We start from the raw sequence: 20556 nt of genomic DNA, 5'->3' as shown, positions 1-20556 counted from the left end.
AAGGAAGCGGATTCAGGGATGACGACAGCGACGAGGACCGAGAACGGGATGCCTGGGGACGACCAGGAGCATGCCGGTAAGGGCGCTGGTCCCCATCTGGTGCTGGCTGGTGGGGGGACGGCAGGGCACGTCAACCCCCTGCTCAGCGTGGCTGCGGCCATTCGGGAACGCTGTCCCCAGGCGGCTGTCAGTGTGATCGGCACTGCTGTCGGGCTGGAGCACGACCTGGTGCCGGCCGCCGGCCTTCCCTTGGATCTGATTGAGAAGGTGCCCTTCCCTCGTCGTCCCAGTAAGGCCGCCCTGAGCTTTCCCCGGCGTTGGCGGCATGAGGTGCAGCGGGTTCGAGGATATCTGCAGGATCGGTCGGCCGACCTGGTGGTCGGCTTTGGTGGCTATGCCTCGGCGCCGGCCTACAGGGCTGCGCGGAATCTGGGTCTGCCCATCGTCGTCCACGAGCAGAACGCCCGGGCAGGCATGGCCAACAAGCTGGGCGCTCGCTGGGCTGATTTCGTCGGTACAGCCTATGAGGATACCGGCATCCGAGCCCGGGCCGGAGTGCCTGTGCGCCGCGTGGGTCTTCCCCTGCGGCCAGCTATCGCCCGACTGGCCAAGCGGATGGAGGCTGACCCCTCGGGTGCTCGCCGGGAGTCGGCGCAGTCCTTGGGTCTGGATCCCGATAGGCCTATCCTGCTGGTCACCGGGGGATCCCTGGGTGCGCTCAGCCTGAATAAGGCGGTGGCTGGCGCGGCCCGGCAACTATTGGAGCGAACCCAGGTCATCCATCTGACTGGTCGTGGCAAGGCCGACCAGGTCAGAGACCAGGTGGCTGCTGATCTGGGCGATGCGGCCATCAACGATTTGGACCCGGCCCACCAGGGCCGGGGGGACTACCACATGGCCGAATACTTGGAGCGGATCGATCTGGCCTTTGCCTGCGCAGATCTGGTGGTCTGCAGGGCTGGTGCCGGCTCTGTCAGCGAGCTGGCCGCCCTGGGGGTGCCCGCCGTCTACGTGCCCCTGCCCATTGGCAACGGCGAGCAGCGATTCAACGCCCAGCCAGTCGTTCAGGCCGGGGGAGGGCTCATGGTCGATGATGCGGCGCTGGACGCCAAATGGGTGGCCCAGCACGTCCCTGCTCTTATGGCTGATAAGGATAGGCTGGCTGACATGCGCAGCCGGGCCTGGGGGTACGGGATTCGCGACGCTGCCCAGGTGATGGCTGAGCAGATCCTGACCATGGCCGACCAACACCTTGCCCGCAAGGACTCTGGGAGGGCCTAATCGGGCATAATGGAGGCAGGCGACGGGCGACCGTCCTGAACGGTCATGAACTGTTGGAGGAGATGCAACTACTGTGCCCAAGCATGAATTGAATACTGTGCCCGGTCGGCAGGACGGCGGCGACCGGTCCCTGCCGGTTCTGGACCCCTGCCTGCCTGCCTTGGCCCAGGCCGGAGTGCGCGACCCCAGGGATCTGGGGCCCACCCACTTCATCGGCATCGGCGGGGCCGGGATGAGCGTGCTGGCCGAGATGCTTCACCAGGAGGGGGCGCAGGTCTCGGGCTCCGACCGTGCCGAGGGGGATAAGACCCGCCGCCTGCGTCAGCTGGGAATCCCGGTCGCCATCGGTCAGGACGCCAGCAACGTGGCCGGGGCTCGCACGGTGGTCTGGTCCAGTGCCATCAAGCCTGACAATCCCGAGATTCTGGCAGCTCGCGAGGCCGGCGCCCGGCTGGTCCACCGCAGTGACATTCTGGCCCTGCTCATGGCCTCCAGAATCTCAGTCACCGTGGCCGGTGCCCATGGCAAGACCACCACCAGCGCGCTCTTGGCCCACCTGCTGACCAAGGGCGGCCAAGGGGATCTGGCTGATCCCAGCTACGCCATCGGGGGCAGCCTTCAGAGCGGCCAGGGGCCCATGGACGGGGGGCATGTGGGGGCCGGACGGGTCCTTGTGGCCGAGGCGGACGAGTCCGACGGCAGCTTTGGCAAGTACACTCCCGACATCGCCATCATCACCAACGTGGAGCCCGACCATCTGGACCACTACGGCACGGCTGACGCCTTCCACCAGGCCTTCGTGGAACATGCCAGGCATGCCCGCCGCTTCCTGGTGGTCTGCGGGGACGACCAGGGCGCCCTGGAGGTGCTGCGGCGGTTGCACGGGGACTGCCAGGCCAAGATCATCGTCTATGCTTCGGATCCCCAGCTGAATATGGGCTCCCTGCCCGGGGTCCTCGGCCTGGTTCGCATCGAGTCCGAGTCCGAAAGCAGCGGCAGTGGTCGTGAGCATTGCCGTTTGGCTCTCCCGGCGCAGGTGCTTCAGGCAGCTGGGTTGGATGCCGGCAAGCCGCTCGAATTGCAGGTGGACTTGGCGATTCCCGGCATCCACAACGCCCGCAATGCCGCCGCGGCAATCATCGCCGCCATCCTGCTGGGAATGGATCCCGATACGGCCGCCGCTTCTGCCGCCGACTTCCGTGGGGCCTCTCGACGCTTCGAGGTCCGAGGAATCCAGCATGGGGTCACTGTAGTGGACGATTACGCCCATCATCCTACGGAAATCGCTGCTCTGCTGACCGCCGCCAGACGGCGTTATCCGGGGCGGACCATCAGGGTGCTCTTCCAGCCCCACCTGTATTCGCGCACGGCCATCTTCGCCGACCGGTTCGCAGATGCTTTGTCTCTGGCTGACGACGTGACTGTCACCGACATCTTTCCCGCCCGTGAGCTGGCCAGCGATTTTCCGGGCGTGGATGCCGGGACCATCCCTGCCGCCGCTCGCAAGGCATCGAACCATGAGTCCCGGGATTCCAGGAAGAGGTCGACCGGAGCTGTCTTCCGGGCCTGCCCGGACATGCATCAGGCAGCTCTGGATCTGGCCGAGCGGGCAGAGCCGGGGGATGTGATCCTGACTGTGGGCGCCGGCGATGTCACCGCCATGGGACCGGTCATTCTTGACAAGCTTGCTGAACGGGACGAACAGTGAAGACCGGCAAGGGTCGCAGCGCCTCCGGCGGAGCCTCTTCTAGAAGCAGGGCCGTTCGGGCTGCCAAGGCCGCACGGACAGCCCGGTCTGGGCGCACCGCCAAGCCTTTGGGAGAGGAATCGCAGACCGGTAGAACCGCAAGATCAGGCAGGTCGACTGTTTCCGATGCTGCTGAACTGGCAGGTCGCCGGTCCAAGGCTGAAAAGACAGGCGTCAGGGGCAGGCGTCTCAAGCGGTCCAAGCGTCTCAAGGGTCGTCCCAATCGTGCCAAGAATGCAGGCGGCTCCAGGACACGTAGCCCAAGGTCGGCCTCTTCATCCTCCCGCTCTCTGGTAAAGAGCAGCAGCGCCTCAGCCTCCAAGTCTGTGACATCCAAGTCTGCAGAATCTCGTTCGACGAGTTCGGCCGGCGGATTCGTCGATGCCCGGACCATACCGCCGGACCGACCCGTCTCAGGCAGGATTGGCACCGACCAGGAGGATCAGGGGCTGGGGATCTTCGTACGGCCCAAGGTTCTGGACTTTCAGGCCCGGGTGCGCGAGAAGAAGAAGGTCAGTCGCAGGCTGGTCCTGATCCGGACAGGTGTCGTTCTACTGGTCATGGCTCTGATTGCAGGACTGTCATGGCTGCTTTTTCTCTCGCCGGTCTTCCGCCTGCAGACCAAAAAGATCGATGTCAGCGGCGGCAATGCCTGGGTGTCCAACGATCGGGTGGCCTCAATCGTGGCTCATCAGGGGGATCGCTCGCTGCTGCTGATTTCCACTAATGGAGTCGAGCAGGAGATCAGCGGCATGGCCGGGGTGACCGATGCCAAGGTCCGCAAGAGTTTTCCGCACGGTCTGGAGGTGACCTTCGATGCCCAGGAGCCCACTGCGGTCTTCAAGGATGCACAGGACAGACTGACGGCCGTAGACAGACAGGGAAGGGTGCTCAATACTGTGTCCAAGCCGGTGAAGGGAGTGCCGGTCATCCAGGTGTCCACCGTCAATCGTGCCCAGCAGGATCAGGCGGTCAGGCAGACCCTGCGGATACTGTCAACCATGCCCGAGGCCATGCGTCATTCGGTGACCAAGGTGACTGCGGAAACCCAGGACTCCATCACCACCGAGCTGGACCAGGGCAAACATGTCATCATCTGGGGCGACGGCTCCGACCTGAAGCTCAAGCAGGCCGTGGTCGACAAGATCATCAATGATCCTTCCAAGATCGGCGACAAGCATCAGCTTGATGTGTCGGCGCCCCTGCGGCCCATCGTCAAATAGCCACTGTGGAAGCTGCCGGCTTCATTAGTTTGTCGGTGTCCAGTAGGATGGTCACCGGTCCGTCGTTGACCAGATCCACTCGCATGTGGGCGCCGAATTGTCCGGCGGCAACAGGGACACCGGTCGCGGCCAGTGCCCGGTTCAGGTCCTGCCAGACGTTTTGGGCATGTCGGGGCTCTCCCGCAGCCATGAAACTGGGGCGATTGCCACGATGCAGATCCGCATAGAGGGTGAACTGGGAAATGGAAAGGATGGAGCCGCCGCAGTCCAGGACCGACCGGTTCATTCGTCCTTCCTCGTCGGCAAAGATGCGCATCCGGGTCAGCTTGCGGACGGTATAGTCCACTTGGGCATCGCCGTCGCAATCTTGGACGGCCACCAGGAGCAAGAGGCCTTTTCCGATGCTCTGTGGATGGAAATCAGAATCCGGCTGTCCCTGCTCGTCGACCACATCGACCCGGGCATGGCTGACCCGCTGTATGACGATTCTCATGGTTCCAGTCTAAATACTTCAGGCGTTGTTGTAGTGCCGCACGGAAAAGCTGAACCGGTACCTGGTGAGAGTCAGGCTGGAGACCCGTTTGAAGATCGGTGGGCAGCTTCAGGTCGAAGCCCACTATGCCTGTGTTACTTAGGTAATATGACGGGCACCGCTCTCAATTGACGATCTTGAGTCCGACCACGCAAGCGACCAGGCCGATGATGAGCAGAATGCGTGCCAGCGAAACAGGTTCCGATCCCGTAGCCATGGCGTATAGGACAGTCAGGGCAGCTCCGATGCCGACCCAGACCACATAGGCCGTGCTGGTAGGGATGGTGCGCATGGCCAAGGCCAGACCCGCCATGCTCAGAATCAATCCCACAATGAAAACAATGTCAGGAACGATTTTGGTAAAGCCCTGAGATTTGCCTAGTGCGGTGGCCCAGACCGATTCACAGATGCCGGCGAGTATGAGTACAATCCACGATGACATGGCTCCCTTTCGGCAAGTCTTGTCGCTGTCCGGGTACTTGACCATCGTCCGGGAACCTGAATCAGATTCTGCGCATCAGACTAGCATGGGTTGAATCGTAAGAGGTTGAGTCAGATATTCTCATGGCGGTTCAAAGGTAGTAAATGATCAATGCTGATTCAGTTCGTCAGAGATCCTGCTCATTTGGGATTACATTGCTGTATGTACACGAGGAAGGGGAAACGCTGCAACCTAGGTGATCTGGGCGATTAAAGCTGTCAAAAGCACACATGGCTACATCGCATGTCTTGGCTTCACCGCCTCACTAGCGTCAGTATCAGTTGCCACCTTCCTTTGAAGCTGGAAAAACTATGAGTGATGACTTTTTGTAGTCTTTCCTCGTTATCAGCCTCTGAGCTTATAGATGTTGATAAGTACTGACGATCATCGAAGATAGCAGCTAAATAGATTTTGCAGTCCTCCTGGTCGCAACAATTGAACTCTTGATCATTGGTGTCGATTTTATTTATCAGGCTTGCGATAGTGCGTTGACGTTTTGTTGCATCAGGACTTATATCGTTTTTCTGTTTGAGGTTATCAGATTCTAGGGTTTTCTGAAGTTCCTGAGTTGATAAAGAAAGCAAGGGAACTTGATTTGTGGTGCGGAAAGCGGGATGACATATTTCTGCCCATTCTTCTTTTTCGGCGGGTATTATGACGGTATGCATCAAATACTCGCGATGAGTATCGACGGATAATTCAGAGCTCAAGTATGATGCCGCAATTTTTGTGAATGCTTCGTAGTGAATCTGTTCAATATTACGCTGGTCATCTTTTATCAAATTGCAAACCCACGATTTATGAATAGGAGCTAAAAACCAATTCCAGCAGGGTAGCAGATAGATGACGCCGATCGGTATCGGCGCCAAAAGAGTATCTAAGTACATAGGCACAGTTGTTGGATTCAATACACTGACAATGGCAAAGGCAAATATCGATATGAGCCAGGAAGACAATACTGTAAAGACTCGATATATCCATTTACAAGTCATGCGAACCTTGTAGTATTTTAAATTCTTTCTACTTGGGTGACCACCAGCGCCGATGTCTAGCATAAACAGAGGATCAAACAAGCAAGGAACCAGTCCAGAAACAGCAGTTATAATAAACGTCTTTATGGAGGATACTGGGTGATTGTTCATTCTGGCGAATAGCGCTGCTATTTCGTATGTTATAAAAGCAGCAAGAGTAGTCATGAGTATCAATCCGCAAGTAATACGAAGAAAAGCATCGGCTCTCGGGTGTCTTTTGACCAATGATCCCTTTGCTAATGACTGATATTCATTGAGGTGATCTGATCTCAGCATTTCGTTTTCCTGTATCATGCGAAACGAAAAGACCTGTTTTACGCCATAGCTAAGAGCAAAGGCTGCGATATTGAGGCTGACGATTATCAATAACAGGCTCAGACCAAAATCGTTCTGCTGCAACATATCAGGGGATATGTAGCCTGTGAAAATGCTAATAGCACATGACAGGAAACAGACGAATACATTGAATGCTCTCGCTTTGCTGGATGATTCAGGAGTTTTTGTTTCCAAAAAAGCTGTGACAATGATGACGCTTATGATTAATGCCCACAATGCCAGCAGCATATTTGCAGAGTCTTTATAAGGATTGTTAAGTACAAAATTGCGGAGGAAGGTATTTTGCTTATACCGATTTCGCTCTGCTTTATTTTCAATTAAGTTATATTCCGCTAACCTGAGGCCGATTCCTGATGCTAAAAGCGGAAAAGAGTATGCTGTCGCCGCAAAGAATTGCCTTACATTTTCAGCGTGCCAGCTTTCTGCTGGATGGAATATTGGAGCAATATTCGAATGATCTCTTGCAGTGGACATAATTGAAACCCGCTCTATCATCGTCTCTCATTGTGACCTAATATAGTTAAATATAAATACGATTAAAGGACATGTAGTTTGCATGCTGTCCTGGTTGCGGATCGAGAAACAAGATGACCATCGAACTGGCCGTTGCATTGGAATTGTTTGTTAGCTGAGTCTCTCCAGTTAAAGGGCTTCATTCTAATGCTGTGACGCCTAGACGATGTAAGGCATACGCTCACAATGAGTTCGGTGTCATAAGGTTGAACCAGGGTTGATTCAGGGTCGTTTCAGGGGTTTGCCGGATGTTGTCTTTCGCGTCGGTCGGCTATTTATATAAACAGTGGAATGTAGTCGAGTGTACGCACGAGGACGTGGCAGGTGAATGAAACATGACTTGGGCCTTACGTGATTTGAAAGCCAATAGTGGCATCTGGGCTGGCGTCTTTATCGTTCTTGTGGTCACCCAAACCCTGCTCTGTGCCATGAGCGTGAGCATGGGTGTCAACAGCTATTACCAGGGTTTGTCGGCCAAGACCAGGGATCCTGCCAAGAGCCTGGCTTCGGTCCTGAGTCTGGTCTTTCTCACGGTCATTGTGCTCGGCTGTCTGGTGATCAAACAGACCCTGCAGGCATCGATTCGCCAACGTCGGCAGGGGCTGGCCCTTCTTTCGCTGCTGGGCGCTACGCCTAAGCAGACCCTGGTGTTCACGCTTTTGCAGATGATGATTTTGGTTCTACCAGCCTCACTCGTTGCTGCGGCTCTTTCACCTGCGCTGGCTGGAAGGATCCTCGATTGGTATTCCGCTGGAATGCGAATCCCGGTACATTTCGCTTTTACCTGGCGCGGTTTTCCGAGGTCTGCCCTGACTGGTCTCGCAGTGGGGTTGGCCACGGTCGTCTTGGCGACCAGCCGGACATTGCAGGATTTGGGAAAGATGACACCAGTCCGGGTAGTGCGCCGTGCTGAGGAGAGCGAATCGATTGACCGGCCCCGACATGGACGTGGTCTTGTATCGCTTTTCCTTGGGCTGGCCTTGCTGCTATTGCCGTTGCCTGTCTTTGCCTATCTTTCGCACAGCGGCTCTGGGGCCTTAGAGCCTAAGCAGGTCCAGGCGGTCATAAGCGCCGTTGGAAGTGGACCGCTGTTTGCTATTCTCTTGCTGCTGATTGCCTTGGCACGTTCTGGGGGGCCAGTTATAAGCAGGGTCACTCAATTTTGGACTGCTCTGATCCCCTTGTCATCTGCTGTCTGGCGGATAGCGCGTTCACAGGCTGTGGCCAGGAGTCGAGACACTACATTCGGCTCAACAGTAATAGCTCTGACTGCCTGTATGTTTCTGGTTGGCGGTCTGTTGGCTGCCGGAGGCACCAGTACCATCGCCATGAACAAGGTACCGGGAATAGAGAACGTCACGTCAGGCGGAACCTTGGAGTTGCTCTATGGTTTCTGGGCAGCGCTGCTGGTCGCCCTGGTCGGTGTGATCGCGGGGTTTGCCATCGCCGCTCGCGATCGTGACCTCGATCTGGCGCTCCTGTCAATTGCTGGCGCAAACCCGCAGCAGCTGACTGCTATATCCATATTGGACGGCACCATCGTGATGACTACGGGCATTATCATCGCAGCAGGCGGCATCGGACTGGTCGGGCTGAGCACTGCTATGGTCTACTGGCCACTAGTCCACAGTCTGTCCATGGTCTTTCCCTGGCAGTTCTTCCTTATATGCGGGTTGCCGATCATCGTCGTCGGCTCGCTAGCGACCATGCTGACGGCGCGGCCTGCTCTGAGGCGCTCGCCCATAGCCATTCTGCAAGGTGCCATAGGCGAATGATTGACAATGAACTTTTAATCCTGGGCTCGCGATGCGTAATTGAGCGGTCTTGCCAAGCACTGATTTCGGCCATGGCTGTGTGACATATTCATCAACCTGCAGTTCCTTGCCGTATTGACCAGCGCTGGTCAATACGGAAAATACATGTTGGCTGCTCGAAGATGGGTATCGCCATTATGGCACGTTAATCTTGAGGAGATCCTACTGACGATTAACTCTTTAACTGAGAAGTAGATAAACAGTTGGCGGTCAAATTTGTGTATTGAGTAGGGTGATTCGTGTCAGTCGGAACAAGGCTCGATTACTCAGACTTTCACTTATGTCACAGTGTTTGGTCATGGCTGCCGGTGGTCATCAAGGTAAGAATCATTCGATTCTTGTCGCGCTTGTACACCAGGAGCCAGTCTGCGTCGACATGTAGCTCCTCGTATTTGGACCAGCGTCCCTTCAACTGGTGATTTCGGTATTTACGTTTAAGCAGTGCTGAATTGTAATCAGCCAAGTCGTCGAGCACTTGATCGAGCCTGCTTAAGTCGAAATGCTTCTTCTTGATTTTCTTGACATCACGCAGGAATTTCTGCGTATATGCAAACTCATACATGATGGATGATGTCTTTCATATCCTCTACATCACCCACGTGAGTGACCGGTGAAGCTTGAGCTTCCTCCATTTCCCTGTCAAAATTGGAAAGTTGGGAGCGAAATGGAAGTCCCCCTTCGCGCAAAGACTGAGAAAGAAACATGTTTATTGCTGTGCCGAGATCAAGGCCTAGATCTTCGAAAAGCTGTGAGGCCCGACGCTTCATATCCTCGCTGGTGCGAATTTGAATTCTCGCTGTCTCTTTCATTACTTTCACCCGCTTCGATTGCTCTATTTGTCTTCTTTAGCTCCAAAATTATATCATTTGTGCTCCGAATGGAGTTATATTGGAGTTATTTTAACTCCACGAGTGAAGAAATGAGCATGACTTGAGATTCATGAACAAGGTTTTTGACAATGTGACGAACTAAAAAATGCGGGGAGTTGGATTCTTGAACCGTAAAGGCGGTATGAAAAGGGCCGGCCAAGTTGCCTCGGCCGGCCCTTGTTCTGTGGAGCTGCGGGGAATTGAACCCCGGTCCGGTGACCGCACCCTCAGTCTTCTACGTGCGTAGTCTGCTGGCCTTTGTGGCTATCTGTCTGCCCCCACCTGTGTCGCAGACAACCGGTGGCGGGCATAGCCGCAGTAAAAGTCCCCGAACCGCCCTGTGGCGCAGCAGTTCAGGCAAGTCTTCTTAATGACGCTCAGCATCCCCCCGAAGGCGAAGGGGAGTGAACGGAGCAGCTGCTCACTGGTTAATCCTGGCGCGAAGCTCAGGCAGCGAGAGCGAACTCAGTGCGGTTAGATTTAGCACTTGTTGTTTGCGGGAGGACATTAACGAGCGGACCCCCGCGTTCTCGGCACGCTTCCCTGCGACGAACAGGTCACCGTCGAAACCGATCAGCCCCAATCTTGAATTATCAAGCTCTGCCGGTGCCATTACGGACCAGCCTCGTCAGTATACAACAGATGGACGTTATAGTTATTCCCGCTTCTCCCTGGGCATTGACTTGAATCCTGACCCATCCACAGAGGCCAGTAGACGGGGCTCGTCGTCATCTGGTAAATGCCAACTTCCATATATAAAAGTTTGGTCCCGTCCAGTCGGCTATTGACAGCTCGACCGGGCGGGACCAAATCACGTTTAAAAGCGAGGGATCACTGACCCTGCTGGCCCAGATAGTCGGGGATATGCTCGGGATATTCGGGCCAGGCGCCCTGCTGGGTGCAGACGAAGGCGGCGGTGTTGACGGCAGCCCGGTGGGCCTGGGTCAGGGAGGCCCCCAGCAGGCGGTTGATGGCGAATGTTCCGGAGAAGGCATCGCCGGCCCCGACCGTGTCAGCCACGGTGATCTCAGGCGTGGGCAGGTGGGAGGACTGGCCGTCCGCCAGATAGATCGTGCTGTAGTCGCTGCCGGCGGTCAGCACGATGGTGTCCAGATGCCACTGGTCCATGAACCAGCGGCAGAGCTCGTCGTCGGTGGCTCCGGGAACGTGGAACATGTCGCGCAGGGTGGCCAGCTCCTCGTCGTTGAGCTTGAAGACCGTGGCCATGTCCAGCAGCTCCTGGATCAGGTCCTTGCTGTAGAAGGTGCCACGCAGGTTGATGTCGAAGAAGCGCATGGCATGGCTCTTGGTGTGGCGCAGCACCTGCAGGCAGGTCTCGCGGGACTGGCTGTTGCGCATGCTCAGCGTGCCATAGCAGACGGCATCGGCCTTGCTGGCCAGTCCGGCTAGGTCATCCGTGTACTCCAGATGATCCCAGGCCACATCCGGTTTGAAGACGTACTGGGGGATGCCCTCGGTCAGCTGAACTTCGACGGTGCTGGTGGGATGGTCGTTGTGCTGCAGCACGGCATCGACGCCGGCCTGGTGAACAGCCTCCTCAAGCTCCCGGCCCAGGTCGTCGCGTCCTACGGCGCTGATGGCATAGCCTTCCGCCCCGTTCTTGGCAGCATGGTAGCTAAAGTTGACCGGTGCGCCACCGGCCCGCTTGCCTGTAGGCAGAACGTCCCAGAGGATCTCGCCGATGCTGAGGACCATGGGTTTACTGGTCATGGTGTTCCTTTCCTGATGACGGGTGATGCGCCCGCCTTGTGCTTGTTGATTTCACAGCTGTACGGCCCATGCTGGCCGGGTGCTCCAAAAATTGGTTGGCCGCCACTGCCGCAGCGCCGGTCAGCGTGGCGTCGATTGGAAGGTGGGAAAGCAGGATTTGCGTGTGCTCGCGCAGGCCGGGCAGGGCGCGCTGGGAGACTATGGACCGAACCCGTTCCAGCAAGCGGTTTCCGGCGGCGGCCACCATGTCTCCGATGACAATCTGGGCGGGGTTGTAGGCATTGACAATGGTCACGCAGCCATAGCCTACGTAGTCGGCTATCTGATCCACCAGAGCCTGGGCGGCCTGTTGACCGGATCGGGCCTGGTCGAACAGGCTTGCGCAGGCCCTGGCGTGGGTCATGGCCTCGACTCCAGGGAAGTGATCCCGCATATCCGGCTGACACATGCGGCGGTGGATGGCTACCGCCGAGCAGTAGCATTCCAGGCAGCCACGGTTGCCGCACTCGCAGGGCAGGCCGTTCAGATCGATGCTGACGTGGCCGATCTCGGTGGCAGCTCCCTGGCTGCCGTCCACCAGGGCACCCCTGTCTATGACTCCCAGCCCTACGCCTTCGCCCACCAGGAAGTAGGCCATGCTGGATGCACTCACGCGGGGGTCGAACAGGCTCTGGGCCAGTGCCCCGGCCCGAGCGTCCTGCTCGATGAAGGTGGGTACGCAGAAGGCCTGACCGAATTCGTGGATAAAGTCCACGCTGCGCCAGCCGGGCATGCTGGTGACAAGGGCGATGCGTCCGCTCTCGCGCAGATAAGGGCCCGGCACAGCCATGCCTACAGCCACGATGGCGGGGTTCGCCTCAAGTCGTCTTGCCACTCGGGTTCGGACATCGGCTACGGCACCGGGGATGTTGCCGGGGTCGACGGGGGGCAGCTCCTCCGAGTCCAGCAGGCGACCGCTGATGTCGAACAGCCCGATGCTGACCAGGCTGCGGGCGAACTTGACTCCGATGACCTGGTAGCGGTCGGCGTTCAGGGCCAGGCCGATGGATCGGCGGCCGCCCTCTGAGTCCATACTGCCGGTCTCGCTGATCAGGCCCAGATTCATCAGGCGGGCCACCAGCTTGCCTACGGCTGCCGGTGTCAGATCGAGGTCCCGGGCCATTTGGGCTCGCGAACTGGTGCCTTGCTGGTGCAGATACTGGACGATGCGTGACTGGTTGAGCTCGGAAATGGCCTTCGGCGTGCTGGCGTAGGTGCTGCTGCGCATGTCGACCTCCTCCTTGAGTGGTTTCGTCACGCGATCCTCGCGCACTTTATGAACGGCGTTTATATATTAACACTGTTTAGTATCTGCTCGCAAACCTTTCCATCTGTTCCAAAACTGTTCAAGGTACCAAGGAGAGGATTGCCATCTGCGGCCGTCGAACTTGTCTGCTCAAGGGGCGGGGTTTCGGCTGGTAGCCAAGGTCGAACCATCCAGGCGGGAGTAGTCTGGTCTTCTATCCATCAATGTTGATTAGGTCGGCTATGCACTGGTGATCATGAACGATGGCGGAGGAGTTGTATGCAGGCAACGGATTGGAACCAGGGTTGGCATTATCGACATTTACAGGAGTCAGAAGAACCCTGGAAGCCCGTTGAGCTACCCCACGATGCCATGCTGGCAGAACCCAGAAGGGCCGATGCCCCGAGCGAGGCTAACAGCGGATGGTTCGTAGGGCGCGATTACGAATACTGCAAGAAGTTACGTGCTGACGGTCTTAGGCAGCAGGATTCGATGATTCTGGAGTTCGAAGGCGTTTACCAACACAGCGAGGTCTGGCTGGATGACCGCCGCCTGAGCTTTCACCCTTATGGATACACGGGGTTCTTTGTCGACCTGAGTGGGAAAATCCGACCGGGGGAACCTGGCGTGGTCCGTGTTGTCGCCCGCAACGCCCAGCAGCCCAATTCGCGTTGGTATTCCGGAGCAGGCATCCACCGGCCCGTCACGCTCTGGAGTGCTGGCCCGCAGTATCTGTACCCGGACGGCATCAGAGTCTCTACGCTTGGGGTCAACCCCTGCGCCATCCGGGTCTCATTGCGGGCATCGTCAGGCGGGACTGCGCAGGTTCGCATTTTGTGCAACAACAAGGATGAATCGGGGCCCTTGGCTGAGGTCGCAGTCCCTGTGGATTCCGATGGCAGAGCCCAGGTCGATATCGACCTACCTAGCGCCCAACCATGGAGCCCGGAAAGCCCGACGCTATATGAATGCCAGGTGCTCTTCGTCTCCTCATCGGGCTGTCATGACCAGGCTCAGGCGATATTCGGCATACGAACGGTGGCCTGGGGGGATCAGGGGCTGCTCATCAACGGCGTTCGCAGGATTCTCAAGGGTGCCTGCGTTCACCATGACAACGGGATCCTTGGCGCCTGCGCCTGGCCCGAGGCTGAGGAGCGGAAGGTGAAGCTGCTGAAACGTAATGGCTACAACGCCATTCGCAGCGCCCACAACCCCTGTTCGAAAAGTCTTCTGGCGGCTTGCGACCGTCTGGGCATGCTGGTCCTGGACGAATATGCCGACCAATGGTACATCCACAAGACCATCCACGACTATGCGCAATACCTCCCGAAATGGTGGCGCAGGGACCTGGCTGATATGGTTGCCAAGGATTTCAACCATCCATCGGTCATCATGTACTCCATTGGCAATGAGGTCAGCGAAACCGCCCAGTCCAAGGGGGTAGAGCTGACCAGGCGCATGGTTGACTTCCTCCACGGTCAGGATGCGAGCCGACCGGTTACCTGCGGGGTCAACATCTTCTTCAACTTCCTGAGTTCGATCGGGCTCGGGGTGTTTTCGAGCAAGAAAGCGGCCAAGCAGGTGGCGCACGATGGGCCAAAGAGGAGCGTGTCACTTTCGATTAAGCGCCATGGATCTGTAGGGAGCCGATTCTTCAATGAGATGGCCGGAATCATGGGAGCGGACTTCATGAAGAGAGGTGCCACCCTGCCGTCCTGCGACCGCCTGACCCGTGATGCCTTCGCACTTATGGACGTGGCCGGATACAACTATGGAATCAAACGATACCTTCAAGACCTCCGCAGATACCCTCATCGGCTCATCCTGGGGACGGAGACCTTCTGCAGCGATGCCGACGAGTTCATGCGTCTGGCCTCCCGTTGCCCGCGCCTGATCGGAGACTTCGTCTGGGCAGGTATGGATTATCTGGGCGAAGTCGGCGTGGGCGCTTGGGAGTATAGACAGGAAGCTCCACGGTTCAGCGGGCTGGGCTGGCTGACTGCTGGTTCCGGCCGTTTGGATCTGACAGGCAGGCCGCTGGGCGAGGCCTTGTACACACGGGTGGCGTTAGGGGGCGAGACCGGGCCCTATCTGGCTGTGCGGCCCGTCAATCACTCGGGGGAGAGGCATTCTCCCAGCGCCTGGAAGATGACAGATGCCCTTGACTCATGGTCTTGGGATGGCTGCGAGGGCAGGACCGCCCAGGTGGAGGTCTACGCTCACGCTCATGAGGTCGTGCTGATGCTGAATGGTCGTTGCCTTGGCCGCTCGCGTTGGCGGGGTAGCACTCGATTCCGTTTCTCCTGCCCTTATGAACACGGCCTGCTGGAGGCCTTGGCCTACGACAGCTCGGGCGGGCTGATTGGACGGAGTCGGTTGCGGTCAGCCGCGCCTCAGACCACGGTCAGGCTGGCAGCCGATCGGGACTCCGTCCGCCCGGGAGGGTTGTGCTTTGTGAGGGCAAGGTATACCGACCAGCAGGGCATTGACAAACCCACGGTATTGGGGGATTTGACTGCCCGCGTGCAGGGTGGCCGACTGCTGGCCTTCGGATGTGCCGCCCCATACAATCCCGAAGGGTTTTTGACCGGGCACACGCGCACCTATTACGGCCAAGCCTTGGCAGTGGTGCAGGCGGATCGGTCAGCAGGTTCAGACGGTTCAGGTGGACCCATCCTGCTTGAGATCAAGGTCTCCGACGGTCATCGCAAGGCTGCTTTGCGCCTTCCAATCCGCTGGTGACGTGATCGCCATCTATATAATTCAACGAATTGACAAAATCGATCCAGCCCTCTACTCTTATTGTTCAGGAGGCAGGAACTGGTTTCCTCCCCTGTGAACGCTGTAAAGGCAAATGCATTAGGCAAAGGAGCATTATGGGTCTGTGGGACGTTGACAAGATCGAATACGTGGGTCGCCAGGGCGTCAAGGAGGGCCTGGGCTTCCGTTACTACGACAAGAACAAGGTGGTGGCCGGCAAGCCCATGAAGGACTGGCTGCGCTTCGCCGTGGCCTGGTGGCACACCTTCAACCAGGGCCTGGTGGATCCCTTCGGCGATCCCACTGCGCAGAGGCCCTACTACCGCTACACCGATCCCATGGATCAGGCGCTGGCCAAGGTGGACTACGCTTTCGAGCTCTTCACCAAGTTGGGGGTCGAGTTCTTCTGCTTCCATGACCGTGACCTGGCTCCCGAGGGCGACACCCTGCGCGAGAGCGATGCCAATCTTGACAAGGTGGTTGACCGCATCGAGGCCGCCATGAAGGACACGGGCGTCAAGCTGCTCTGGAACACCTCGTCGCTCTTCACCAATCCTCGTTTCGAGGCCGGCGCCGGCACCTCGCCCTTCGCTGACATCTATGCGTATTCGGCTGGCCAGCTCAAGCACAGCCTGGAGATCGGCAAGCGGCTCGGTGCCGAGAACTACGTCTTCTGGGGCGGCCGTGAAGGCTACGAATCCCTCTGGAACACCCGGATGAAGGAGGAGCAGGACCATATGGCCGCCCTCTTCCACATGTGCGTGGACTACGCCAAGGAAATCGGCTTCGACGCGCAGTTCCTGATCGAGCCCAAGCCCAAGGAGCCCACGCTCCACCAGTACGATTACGACGCGGCTACCACCATCAACTTCCTGCGCACCTACGACCTGCAGGATAACTTCAAGCTCAATATCGAGGGCAACCACGCCAACCTGGCCATGCACACCTATCAGCATGAGGTCCGCGTGGCCCGCGAGGCTGGATTCCTGGGATCCTTGGATGCCAACCAGGGCGACAAGCTGATCGGCTGGGACATGGACGAGTTCCCCTCGGACCTCTACGATGCCACCGCCGTCATGTGGGAGGTGCTGGCCAATGGGAGCATCGGGCCCCGTGGAGGTCTGAACTTCGATGCCAAGCCTCGTCGCTCCTCCTTCCTGCCTGAGGACCTCTTCAGAACCCACATCGTGGGCATGGACACCTACGCCGCCGGCCTGCTGGTCGCGGCCAAGATGCACGAGGACGGCTACATCGAGCAGCTGCAGCAGGAGCGCTACTCCTCCTTCGAATCCGGCATCGGCTCGACGGTGAAGGACGGCACGGCCACGCTGGCCTCCTTGGAGGAGTACAGCCTTGACAAGCCGCAGGCCGAACTGATCGCCGCCGACAAGTCCGACCATCTTGAGGTCGTCAAGGCCACCATCAACAACTACATCGTCGAGGCTCTGGCCCAGGCCTGAGCTTTAGACGGCTGTCGTCTCCTAGCTCCGCGAGCGAAAGCCCGCGGGGCTTTTTTATGCCCTGACCAGGGCAGACATGTTTGGCAGGGCGGACTCGAGTCTGCATAGGGGATACCTAGGGCGCGTCCGGTGCGTTGATGCCTGTGACAACCGGCGGGAATTCTGTGCTATGGCCCCGGTATCATGGACGCATGTGAGCGTAAACAGTCACGCCTGTGAAACGTCTGCTGCCATGGCCACCGAGGAGGATGGAATAGTCATGTTCATACCGCGTTACTACGAGGATCCAGCCACGCTGCATGTGGGGACCGAGCCCAACCGTGCCTATTGCGTGCCAGCCGGCGCCCCCATGGACACGCGTGGCGATCTGCGCAGGCGCTCCGACCGGTACCTGGATCTGGATGGGGACTGGGATTTTCGCTATTACGCCAGCATCGACCAGCTGGATGCCGAGGTCCAGTCCGCCGTCGAGGCCGAGGATCCGGTTTTCTTCGAAGCCGACTACAGCCCTTCCAGGGATGCGGGCCGAGGGGCGTACCAGCCCATCCATGTACCAGGAGTCTGGCAGACCCAGGGCTATGACAGTCCCCAATACACCAACGTGCGCTACCCCTTCCCCTTCGATCCGCCCAGGGTGCCTGCCGACAATCCCTGCGGCATCTACCTGCGCGCCTTCGACTACGAGCTCGAACCCTCAGCGCCCCGGGCCCTGCTCAATTTCGAGGGGGTGGATTCCTGCTTCTATCTGTGGGTCAATGGGGATCTGATCGGCTACAGCCAGGTCTCTCATGCCACCAGCGAATTCGACGTGACCGACCACCTGCAGCGAGGCCGCAACCAGCTGGCCGTCCTGGTGCTCAAGTGGTGCGATGGCAGCTATCTGGAGGACCAGGACAAGTTCCGCATGAGCGGCATCTTCCGCGATGTCTACATCCTGCGTCGCCCCAAGGCCCGTCTGCGCGACTGGTTCGTCCACACCAACCTCGATGAGGACATGAGCCATGCCAGTGTGACCCTGGATCTGGATCCGACTGGCGTATCGGGCCAGGACGATGCCGCTCTGGACGTCCAGGCTCTGCTGACCGACCCCGATGGTGTGGAGGTGGCCCGGGCCGAGCTGACGGGTTGCAAGGAGCCTGCGGAATTTGCCATGGAGGTTGGCCATCCCCGTCTCTGGAATGCCGAGGATCCTGAACTTTACCGGCTGACCTTGTCGACCAGGTCCAGTTCTACCGGCTCCGGCGACTCTGATGAGGTCCTCACCGAGTACATCGGCCTGCGCACCATCAGCGTGGACGGCCAGGTGGTCAAGGTCAACGGCAGGCCAATTAAAATCCACGGGGTCAACCGCCATGACGGGGATCCGCGCACCGGCTTCGCCATCGACCAGAAGCAGATCATGCGCGACCTGACCCTGATGAAGGAGCACAACGTCAACGCCATCCGCACCTCCCATTACCCCAACAGCCCCCAGTATTACGCTCTCTACGACCAGCTGGGCTTCTACCTGATCGCCGAGGCCGACCTGGAGGCCCATGGCATCGAAGCCCTCTACCATGGTCCGGACTGGAAGGAGCCCGATTACTGGAACGGCCGCATCGCCGACGAGCCGCTCTTTACCAAGGCCATTGTCGACCGGGTCCAGCGCAGTCTGGAGCGGGACAAGAACCACCCCTCCATCCTGATCTGGTCCATGGGCAACGAAAGCGGCTACGGCTGCGGTATCGAGGCGGCTCTGGCCTGGACCAAGTCCCGGGATCCCTCCCGTCTTACCCATTACGAGTCGGCCATCCACGGCTCGCCCCGTAAGGATCTGGACTACAGCAATCTGGACATCACCTCGCGGATGTATCCCTCCATCAAGCAAATCGAGGATTACTTCAGGCCGGAGGGTCCTCACGGCATCAGCAGCCACGGGGATGACGGAGACGGGGGCCGGAAGCCTTACTTCCTCTGCGAATACTGCCATGCCATGGGGCTGGGCCCAGGGGATCTGGAGGACTACTTCCGGGTCATTCAGGCTCATCCGGGGCTCCTGGGCGGCTGCATATGGGAGTGGGCCGACCATGCCATCGACCAGGGCAGGGATCGCAAGGGCCGTCGGATCTATGCCTATGGGGGAGACCATGGCGAGTACCCCCATGATGCCAACTTCTGCATGGATGGCCTGGTCTATCCCGACCGGCGGCCCCACACTGGACTCAGGGAGTTCAAGAATGTCTTCCGCCCGGCCCGCCTGGTCGGCTACGATCCCCAGACCCGGCTGCTCACCCTGCATAGCTATTTGGACTTCACCTTCCTGGATGAATATCTGAGCCTGAAGTGGACCCTCCTGTGTGATGGAGAGCCGGTGGCCTCCGGGAAGCCTGAACTGGATCGCGGGACCGGCCTGCACATCGCCCCCCATGCCGAGGGCACCGTGGGTCTGCCCGCCATGGATCCGCCCGAGCACGGCCGTCTGACCCTGCTGGTGGAGTACGCCCTGGCCAAGGCCGATCCCGTGCTTGCTCAGGGGCATCCTCTGGGCTTCGATCAGCTTGAAGCTGCGGATATGGGAATGCCCGAACGGCCCAATGGCGTGGCCAGGGTCATCAGCGCCGACCCCGGCAGTGGAGCCCGGGGCGCCCACCGTCCGGTGGTCAGGCAGACTGATGCCCGCTTCGATGTGGAGGGGGCCGACTGGCGCTACGTCTTCAACCGCCGCACCGGCATGGTGGGATCCATGAGCATCGACAACCGTTCCCTGCTGGACGCCCCTATGGAGGTCAACCTCTGGCGGGCGCCCACCGACAACGATGCCATCATCAAGGAGGAATGGCGCAAGGCCGAATATGACCGGGCTAGCACCAGAGCCCTCTCCTGCCAGCTGCAGACCGACGAGGATCGGGGATTGACCACAATCAAGACCGAACTGTCCCTGGTGGCCCCCTTCATTCAGCCCATGGGCAGCATCAACGCCACCTGGACCCTGAGCGACCAGGGTGGACTGGACCTGAAGATGGAGCTGCATCGGGATCCCGAGTTCCCCTATCTGCCCAGGTTTGGACTGCGGCTCTTCCTGCCCAAGAGCCTGAAGCGGGTCACCTACTGCGGCTATGGGCCCTACGAGAGCTACCGGGACATGCACCGCGCCAGCCACTATGGCGTTTTCCATGACACCGCATCAGGCATGGTCGAGCACTACCTGCGGCCCCAGGAGAACGGCTCCCATTATGGCTGCGACTACGTCCTGGTGGAGGATGATCGCTCCCTGCTGCAGGCGGCGGGGGATGGGCCCATCAGCTTCAACTGCTCACCGTATACGCAGGAGGAGCTGACCGCCAAGGGGCACGACCATGAGCTGGAGGAATGCGGATCGACCGTGCTCTGTCTGGACTATGCCACAAGCGGCATAGGCTCCAACAGCTGCGGACCGGAGCTGGATCCCGCCTACCGCCTGGATGAAACCGATCTGGTCTTCGGACTGCATCTGCGGGTCCGCTCCAAGTGACCC

Annotated in this window: 14 protein-coding genes, 1 other RNA gene and 1 riboswitch; of the genes, 7 read left to right on the top strand and 8 right to left on the bottom strand. The window is 58.8% G+C overall.

Features of this window, described 5'->3' with window-relative positions:
- Positions 1-48: 48 nt before the first annotated feature.
- The 3 genes from ACUIAH_RS03725 to ACUIAH_RS03715 all read left to right on the top strand — a co-directional run bounded on the left by ACUIAH_RS03725 (position 49) and on the right by ACUIAH_RS03715 (position 4251).
- The gene (locus ACUIAH_RS03725) at positions 49-1281 is read left to right on the top strand and encodes a UDP-N-acetylglucosamine--N-acetylmuramyl-(pentapeptide) pyrophosphoryl-undecaprenol N-acetylglucosamine transferase (RefSeq protein ID WP_445341540.1); all 1233 of its coding nucleotides are present in this window, start codon (positions 49-51) and stop codon (positions 1279-1281) included.
- Positions 1282-1354: 73 nt separating this feature from the next.
- A complete protein-coding gene (murC, locus tag ACUIAH_RS03720) occupies positions 1355-2989 on the top strand; it encodes a UDP-N-acetylmuramate--L-alanine ligase (protein WP_445341437.1) in 1635 nt (544 codons plus the stop codon).
- A complete protein-coding gene (locus ACUIAH_RS03715; RefSeq protein ID WP_445341436.1) occupies positions 2986-4251 on the top strand; it encodes a cell division protein FtsQ/DivIB in 1266 nt (421 codons plus the stop codon). The genes murC and ACUIAH_RS03715 overlap by 4 nt, the downstream gene beginning before the upstream one ends.
- Here the strand turns inward: ACUIAH_RS03715 and dtd are convergent.
- The 3 genes from dtd to ACUIAH_RS03700 all read right to left on the bottom strand — a co-directional run bounded on the left by dtd (position 4244) and on the right by ACUIAH_RS03700 (position 7126).
- A complete protein-coding gene (gene dtd, locus ACUIAH_RS03710; RefSeq protein ID WP_445341435.1) occupies positions 4244-4744 on the bottom strand; it encodes a D-aminoacyl-tRNA deacylase in 501 nt (166 codons plus the stop codon). The two genes, ACUIAH_RS03715 and dtd, sit on opposite strands and share 8 nt — an antisense overlap.
- Before the next feature lie 163 nt (positions 4745-4907).
- The gene (locus ACUIAH_RS03705; protein WP_445341434.1) at positions 4908-5225 is read right to left on the bottom strand and encodes a DMT family transporter; all 318 of its coding nucleotides are present in this window, start codon (positions 5223-5225) and stop codon (positions 4908-4910) included.
- A gap of 8 nt (positions 5226-5233) precedes the next feature.
- Positions 5234-5297: riboswitch (guanidine-III (ykkC-III) riboswitch) on the bottom strand.
- A 221-nt stretch (positions 5298-5518) separates the two neighbouring features.
- Positions 5519-7126: a hypothetical protein gene (locus ACUIAH_RS03700; protein ID WP_445341433.1), complete on the bottom strand. Its 1608-nt coding sequence runs from the start codon at positions 7124-7126 to the stop codon at positions 5519-5521.
- 353 nt (positions 7127-7479) lie between these two features.
- Here ACUIAH_RS03700 and ACUIAH_RS03695 point away from each other — a divergent pair, with 353 nt between their 5' ends.
- Positions 7480-8919: an FtsX-like permease family protein gene (locus ACUIAH_RS03695; RefSeq protein WP_445341432.1), complete on the top strand. Its 1440-nt coding sequence runs from the start codon at positions 7480-7482 to the stop codon at positions 8917-8919.
- 322 nt (positions 8920-9241) lie between these two features.
- Here the strand turns inward: ACUIAH_RS03695 and ACUIAH_RS03690 are convergent, their stop codons facing one another.
- The 5 genes from ACUIAH_RS03690 to ACUIAH_RS03670 form a co-directional block, all read right to left on the bottom strand.
- Positions 9242-9520: a type II toxin-antitoxin system RelE/ParE family toxin gene (locus ACUIAH_RS03690; RefSeq protein ID WP_045924101.1), complete on the bottom strand. Its 279-nt coding sequence runs from the start codon at positions 9518-9520 to the stop codon at positions 9242-9244.
- Positions 9513-9767 carry a type II toxin-antitoxin system RelB/DinJ family antitoxin gene (locus tag ACUIAH_RS03685; RefSeq protein ID WP_101432134.1) on the bottom strand — a complete coding sequence of 85 codons (255 nt, stop codon included), beginning with the start codon at positions 9765-9767 and terminating at the stop codon, positions 9513-9515. Before ACUIAH_RS03685 ends, ACUIAH_RS03690 begins: the two co-directional genes overlap by 8 nt.
- Positions 9768-10009: 242 nt before the next feature.
- Positions 10010-10408, bottom strand: a transfer-messenger RNA (tmRNA) gene (gene ssrA / locus ACUIAH_RS03680).
- 250 nt (positions 10409-10658) lie between these two features.
- Entirely contained in the window at positions 10659-11558 is a 900-nt protein-coding gene (locus tag ACUIAH_RS03675) for a carbohydrate kinase family protein (RefSeq protein WP_445341431.1), read from the bottom strand.
- Positions 11548-12825, bottom strand: a complete 1278-nt coding sequence (locus ACUIAH_RS03670; RefSeq protein ID WP_445341539.1) for an ROK family protein — start codon at positions 12823-12825, stop codon at positions 11548-11550. Before ACUIAH_RS03670 ends, ACUIAH_RS03675 begins: the two co-directional genes overlap by 11 nt.
- Before the next feature lie 297 nt (positions 12826-13122).
- Here ACUIAH_RS03670 and ACUIAH_RS03665 point away from each other — a divergent pair, with 297 nt between their 5' ends.
- The 3 genes from ACUIAH_RS03665 to ACUIAH_RS03655 all read left to right on the top strand — a co-directional run bounded on the left by ACUIAH_RS03665 (position 13123) and on the right by ACUIAH_RS03655 (position 20553).
- Positions 13123-15585 (top strand): glycoside hydrolase family 2 TIM barrel-domain containing protein, encoded by a 2463-nt coding sequence (locus tag ACUIAH_RS03665; RefSeq protein ID WP_445341430.1) that lies wholly within the window; start codon positions 13123-13125, stop codon positions 15583-15585.
- 134 nt (positions 15586-15719) lie between these two features.
- On the top strand, positions 15720-17063 hold the full coding sequence (xylA, locus tag ACUIAH_RS03660; RefSeq protein WP_445341429.1) for a xylose isomerase: 1344 nt from the start codon (positions 15720-15722) through the stop codon (positions 17061-17063).
- Between the two features lie 193 nt (positions 17064-17256).
- On the top strand, positions 17257-20553 hold the full coding sequence (locus ACUIAH_RS03655) for a glycoside hydrolase family 2 TIM barrel-domain containing protein (RefSeq protein WP_445341428.1): 3297 nt from the start codon (positions 17257-17259) through the stop codon (positions 20551-20553).
- Positions 20554-20556 lie beyond the last annotated feature (3 nt).

It is taken from the genome of Bifidobacterium sp. ESL0820, assembly GCF_052606235.1.
This window is presented reverse-complemented; position numbering and strand designations above follow the sequence as displayed.